We start from the raw sequence: 5,396 nt of genomic DNA on the forward strand, positions 1-5,396 counted from the left end.
TAAGATTGGCCTCAATGATCCGGTGTGGCTGCGGGATCATGTTGGAAACCGGGTGGAAAAGGGTGGATTTCGCCTCTAAATAATTGGCCAGTTGCAGAAACACATTAGCGAGGTTTTGTTGTACGGGCTGCATTGGCCAAAAGGCATGCCACAGCATCGACATCAAGTAGTACCAAGCGCTGCCGCTGAGTAAAAGTAACGGCTGAAACCAGATATTCGTGCTTTGATGGGCACCGAGCATGGTGTACACGGCAACCAGTAGAGAAGCAAACGCGATGCTGGCGTAGCGTGCCCCCATAGCGCCGAGCATGATAAAACCAAAACTTGAGGTGAATAGACCAAGCGCAAACAGCCACGGGGTTTGAAACAGAATCTCAATCGAGAAAGCGGCAATCGCAAAGCAGATCAAAGTGAGAATGATGGATTTCAAACGGCCACTAAAGCGGTCATCTCGATCGGCGAGTGCCGCGGCAATCACCCCGAGAATCAAAGGGGTGATCCAAGTGTTGAGCTGATAATACCAAGCGGGGATCACCACACCCAGTAAAGTCAATAAGATCAAGACACTGTAGTTAACAGTTTTATTCGCCCAATACAGGCGCAGTTGGTTAATTTTCGGCACAGCGCAGCACATTCATCAGTGTAGAAAGGGCAAAGTCTAGCAGATTACACCAATAAGATTCTGATCAAGATAAAGAAAACCTCGGTTTGTTGCTTCTGCGCTATGCTCGTTAACCGTTAAGAATATTGACATTATCTTTTCATCGGCACCGGAGTTTGGGGTATGATTGCCGACAACTTTGTTAGTGGGCTTTTACCAATGCAGCTGAATGCGAATAAGACTGCACAATTTTTTATTGCCAATGAATATTACCAAGTCCAGCTTGAGAAAGAGTGGTTGGTGTTAACTTCGCTCAGTAGCGAAGAACGTATTCCCTTTCATGTCTGGAACGGTGAAGTGCAGATCCGCAGAGGCGTGTTTTGGGGAACGTTGCAGTTTTTTGCTCATCCCGAAGAGGGCGTGCAGCGCAGTTGGCTGGTACAAGGTCTTCCTTGGCCGGAGTGTCGCCATTTTGCGCACCAATTAGTGGCGCATTATCAAGCTTGGCACAATCGCCAATGTGAGCAATTGAGCCTCTATTTTCCGCGTTGGCAGCAAGAGTTGTCTCGTCTAAAGCGCCTGCCGTCTTTTCTATCCCACTCCTCCGTTGAAGCTTGGGTCGCGCAAGTGTATGCCGATTTAAAACTGATGGACATGACGCTGCATGAAGCGCAAAAACATCTTCCCACGGTTTTCGATACCTTACTGCCTTGGCTGCTCGATACCTCCCCGACGCTGTATGAGCGTAATAAAGCTTGGCTAGAGATAGAACGCGCGAACTGGACAGTCTTGTTTTCCCAGTGTGAATCGTCGCCGCTCAATGTCTCGCAGCAATACGCTGTGCTGCTGAATGACGATCACAACTTAGTGTTGGCGGGTGCAGGTTCAGGTAAAACCAGCGTACTGACTGCGCGCGTTTCCTATTTATTGCAGAGCCATTTGGCGAAACCAGAGCAAATTTTGTTGGTCGCTTTTGCACGCGATGCGGCACAAGAGATGGCCGAGCGCTTAAAAAACAAAATTGGTTTGGAAGCCGAGCGTTTGCACATCAATACCTTCCATCAGTTGGGTCTGCGCATTATCAACCGAGTGGAAGGCAAAACGGTGATCATGTCGCCACTCGCGAATGACAGCAAACTCAAGCAGGCTTGGTGTATTGATTGGTTAAAGCGCCACTGGATGACGCCGACCAATTTTAAACGCTGGCAAAAACATCTCGCCAAATGGCCGATTGCGTATCTGGCGGGGGATGATGAGCTGGGTAGCCACGTAGAAAACCCGAAATTGATCGCATGGCTCGAGAAGCAGCTCGATCAATTGGCACAAATGGGATTGAGTAAAAAAGAGCTGCAAGAGCGGCTGGTGGATCACGATGATTATCCACGCTTAAACAGCGAGCTTTCCTTATGCTGGCCGTGCTATCAAGCGTGGCAGCAGATGCTTAAAGATCAAAACCAGATTGATTTCAACATCATGATCACCAGAGCGACCGAGTATGTCGAAAAAGGCAAATTCCGCTCGCCGTGGAAATTTATTATGGTCGATGAGTATCAAGACATCTCGCCGCAGCGATTTCGCTTGCTACAAGCGCTGTGTGAGCAAAACCAAGGCCAGTGTAACCTGTTTGCGGTCGGCGATGATTGGCAATCCATCTACCAATTTGCGGGTTCGGATGTGGATTTGACCACCGGTTTTGCGTCACGTTTTGCGCATTCGACGGTACACCATCTCGATACTACTTATCGCTTTAATGATCAGATTGGTGCGGTCGCCAACCGCTTTATTCAGCAGAATCCGCATCAGCTACCCAAAACGCTCAATAGCTTTAAAACCCAGAAGCAAAAAGCGGTCATGCTGGCACCGAACCATTCGGTTGAAAAAATATTGGATGAAATCAATCGCTCCACCAATAAGCTGAAAACCGTGCTACTGCTTGGTCGTAATCACTACCATAAACCTGAGTTACTGAAAGATTGGCAGAATCGCTATCTCTCTCTCAAGCTCGATTTTATGACTTGCCATGCCAGCAAAGGCAAAGAGGCGGATTATGTGATTATTTTGGCGGTCGATGATGGCCAATTCCCCGCTCGCGTTAAAGCTTTGCATTTGGATGATGCGTTGAATCAAAGTGAGGATGATTTCCCGTATGCCGAAGAGCGGCGCTTATTCTATGTCGCGTTGACTCGTGCCAAAGAGAAAGTGTGGGTGACTTATAACGGCAACGGATCCAGCTTTGTTCAAGAGCTGTTGAATGATGACTATCCTGTCGTGAAGCAGAAGTAAATTTTAACCAACAAGGTTATTTCCTTACGACGTGAAGCGATGGCCTTGTTGGTTAGAGCGTTTATTGAGCAAGAGGTCTGGCGAAAGCGTATCGTCGGACCTGTGACGTTCAATCTCGTTGATTACCTATGTTCAATTTGCCAAATGCGATTCCTTTCCCACTTGAAGCAGCAGGGGGCTATGTTCGTTCCCCCATCCTGCAACTCTAAGTCGTTTGGGTATAGGTATTGAATAAGATGATCCCCCATGTAAACGCGGCAAAACAGAGGGCAACAAACACGGCTGCGGAGCCAATATCCTTGGCGCGACCGCTCAATTCGTGACGTTCTGCACCAATGCGATCGACCACAGCTTCAATCGCTGAGTTGAGTAATTCAGCAATCAAGATCAACACTAAACTGCCCACCATTAACACTTGTTCAATCGTGCTTACGGGCAGAAAAAAACTCAACGCGATCAAAGGGAGTGCTAAGGTAACTTCCTGACGAAACGCGGCTTCATTTTTCCATGCTGCGGCAAAGCCTTTCATCGAATATCCAGTGGCGTAAATAATGCGACTTAAGCCAGTACGAGAGTGTTTCATGCAAAGAACTCAGTTAGTCAGTGGAAATAAGCGCGTGATTATATACTCTTAACGGAAACATCGGCAGTGTTAATCGGCGTTAAGATAGCGACGAAATCGCTAATCTGTGCCCAAACTCAAGTCGCAGCGCCAAGTCATTTGAGTATGGAGAAATGGGAAGATTTCCTTTTCACACTGCAATGAGTTTTGTAAAGTGGCGGCCTATATCCTTCCTACTTGAAGCTGCAACGCCAAGTAGTTTGGGTAAAAACCAATAAGGTCCATTCAATACACATACCCCACTCCCGATAAAGGAAACGAGGCGATGAGCAAAGCACTTCTGTTAGTTGATGTCCAAAATGATTTTTCACCCAGCGGTGCGCTGCCAGTGCCGGATGGCGATGCGGTCGTCCCTGTGATTAATCAATTGCTTCCGCTCTTTGAACATGTGATTGCCACCAAAGATTGGCACCCAGCCAAACACGCGAGTTTTGCGTCCGTGCAGGGGAAAACTCCGGGCGAAGTCATTGACCTTAATGGCATTCCACAAGTGATGTGGCCTGATCACTGCGTGCAAAATACCCATGGTGCAGAATTTATAGCTGGCTTAGATGTGCAGCGAATTACGCACATTGTCACCAAAGGCACCCATCTTGATGTGGACAGCTACAGTGGCTTTTTTGATAACCAACGTTTCCATGCTACCGGATTGGCCGAATACTTGAGTAATCAGGGAATTTCAGAGGTTTACATTGCAGGTTTGGCGACCGACTACTGTGTGAAATATACCGCGCTGGATGCGGTTTCCCTCTACTTTAAAACTTGGGTCATTCAGGATGCGTGTCGAGGTGTGGAACTGAATGCGGGCGATTGCGCGACAGCGTGGCACGCGATGCAAACGGCGGGGTGTCAGTTGATCACTTCTCAGCAGTTGCTTGCAGGTTAATGATCTACTTCAGGCTCTATAACCATGGCTATCTCAAGACATAGCCATGGTTGCGATTAGGCCAAGTGTTAGGTGCGTTCAGCGAGATAAGCTTGGTAATCCGGAATTTCAATTTGTACTTCCTGCTCCATCAAAGACGATGAAAACAAGAATTTAGCACTGGCGCGGTTGGTGGCGACAGGAATATTCCACACACTGGCGATACGCAGCAGCGCTTTCACATCGGGGTCATGCGGAACGGCATTGAGTGGATCCCAAAAGAAAATCAGCACATCAATTTTGCCTTCAGAAATTAACGCGCCCAGTTGCTGATCACCGCCCATTGGGCCGCTGATCATACTTTTGATCGCCAGTCCCGTTTCTTTACTGAGCATATGCCCCGTGGTGCCAGTGGCATACAGGAAATGGCGTTGCAGTTTTTCCTTGTTCTCTGTTACCCAGCGCAGCAGTTCACCTTTGCAGTTATCGTGAGCCACAAGAGCAACGTGTTTGTGCGCTGCCATAGTGCGGGTGGTTTTTTTCATGGGTACATTTCCTAATGATTTTGGATGAGAGGTTTGATAACCAAATTTTCGAGTTTATTCAACCGCTTTTACTTGAAATACGGGCCTGTATTCGGACGGAGATAACGAATCTGCAATGATCTTTCTCTCTAGGTGCTTGGGGGTTAACGCTTCAATCTTAGGTGCTTGTTGTGTCGCGTACGGTTTGTTGCGTAAAAACGCGGCGGCTTGGCGTACGGAAAGCCGACCTTGTTCGACCATTTGATCGGTTGGAGCGAATTCAACGCGGCCTCGCAGTAATCCGCGATAAACGCCATGACTCAAATAGGTTGCGATAAGGCCGATTTGGTCACTTTTGTTGAGTGAACGCAATTCGCTGATCGCCGCTTCAATTGCTACCGCACTGCCAACCAAATAACGCACATCTGGTTGCTCCAAAGCTTGCTGTATCAAATTGCGTTGCAGCTCTTTATCGTTGTCTGCCCACAAGATTTCTGTAAT

5 protein-coding genes and 1 pseudogene are annotated in these 5,396 nt (G+C 47.9%); 2 read left to right on the plus strand and 4 right to left on the minus strand.

Annotated elements, in window-relative coordinates:
* Positions 1-622 (minus strand): FUSC family membrane protein (locus GOU96_RS16645; protein ID WP_324702029.1); only part of this gene is annotated, 622 nt, incomplete at its 3' end.
* A gap of 198 nt (positions 623-820) precedes the next feature.
* Between GOU96_RS16645 and helD the strand changes: the two genes are divergently transcribed.
* Entirely contained in the window at positions 821-2,884 is a 2,064-nt protein-coding gene (gene helD, locus GOU96_RS16650; RefSeq protein ID WP_267782026.1) for a DNA helicase IV, read from the plus strand.
* Between the two features lie 205 nt (positions 2,885-3,089).
* Here the strand turns inward: helD and GOU96_RS16655 are convergent, their stop codons facing one another.
* Positions 3,090-3,467 (minus strand): diacylglycerol kinase, encoded by a 378-nt coding sequence (locus tag GOU96_RS16655; protein WP_000682926.1) that lies wholly within the window; start codon positions 3,465-3,467, stop codon positions 3,090-3,092.
* A gap of 304 nt (positions 3,468-3,771) precedes the next feature.
* Between GOU96_RS16655 and pncA the strand changes: the two genes are divergently transcribed.
* Positions 3,772-4,392, plus strand: a complete 621-nt coding sequence (pncA, locus tag GOU96_RS16660) for a bifunctional nicotinamidase/pyrazinamidase (RefSeq protein ID WP_000030361.1) — start codon at positions 3,772-3,774, stop codon at positions 4,390-4,392.
* 68 nt (positions 4,393-4,460) lie between these two features.
* Here the strand turns inward: pncA and GOU96_RS16665 are convergent, their stop codons facing one another.
* Together GOU96_RS16665 and GOU96_RS16670 are read right to left on the minus strand one after the other, a co-directional pair.
* The gene (locus tag GOU96_RS16665; RefSeq protein WP_000754102.1) at positions 4,461-4,916 is read right to left on the minus strand and encodes a methylglyoxal synthase; all 456 of its coding nucleotides are present in this window, start codon (positions 4,914-4,916) and stop codon (positions 4,461-4,463) included.
* Positions 4,917-4,970: 54 nt separating this feature from the next.
* Positions 4,971-5,396: pseudogene (locus GOU96_RS16670) on the minus strand (TMAO reductase system protein TorT); the annotation flags it as partial.

It is taken from the genome of Vibrio sp. R-1, from assembly GCF_035615595.1.
Lineage (GTDB): Bacteria > Pseudomonadota > Gammaproteobacteria > Enterobacterales > Vibrionaceae > Vibrio > Vibrio cholerae.